The sequence below is a fragment of the Kistimonas ophiarachnellae genome, from assembly GCF_057552235.1.
The window spans coordinates 1-564 of record NZ_BAAJPA010000067.1 but is presented as its reverse complement, the minus strand read 5'-3'; the positions used below and the strand labels follow the sequence as shown (position 1 = coordinate 564).

The window sequence follows — 564 nt, the reverse complement described above, 5'->3', positions numbered from 1 at the left end:
CGCCGTATCGGTGCCGGCACCGCCATTCAGCGTGTCTGAACCGGCGCCGCCATTGAGGATATCGTTGTCATTGCCACCGTTGAGAACGTCGTCGCCGTCATTGCCCTTCAGGGTGTCATCCCGGTCACCGCCGGTCAGGGAATTGACCTGGTTGTCACCGGTCAGCACATCATCACTGCCGGTGCCGATCACGTTCTCGATGTTGCGCAGGGTGTCAGTGAAGACACTGCCTTCCTTCACCTGGTTGGTGGACACCGACAGGTCCACTTCCACCCCGATGCTGTTCTGGCTGTAGTCGACGGTGTCGCCGTTGGCGCCATGGGCGCCGCCGTCCAGGGTGTCTGCGCCGGTGGTCGCGCCGGTGCCGCCCTTCAGGGTGTCATCGCCACCGCCGCCGGTCAGCACGTTGGCATTGCTGTCACCGGTCAGGGTGTCGTCACCGCCACCGCCGGTGACGTTCTCGATGTTCTGCAGGGTATCCGTTTCGTTGAACTGGTCCGTCGCCGTGCTGCTGGTCAGGTTGATGTTGAGGTTCTGGCCGGCCGTCGCCGCACTGTAGTCCGC

1 protein-coding gene is annotated in these 564 nt (G+C 63.7%); it reads right to left on the bottom strand.

Translation table 11 applies throughout. The features are described 5' to 3' along the window. A partial coding sequence (locus tag AC27K1_RS21655) for a calcium-binding protein (protein ID WP_487152875.1) occupies positions 1-564 on the bottom strand: 564 nt, incomplete at both ends.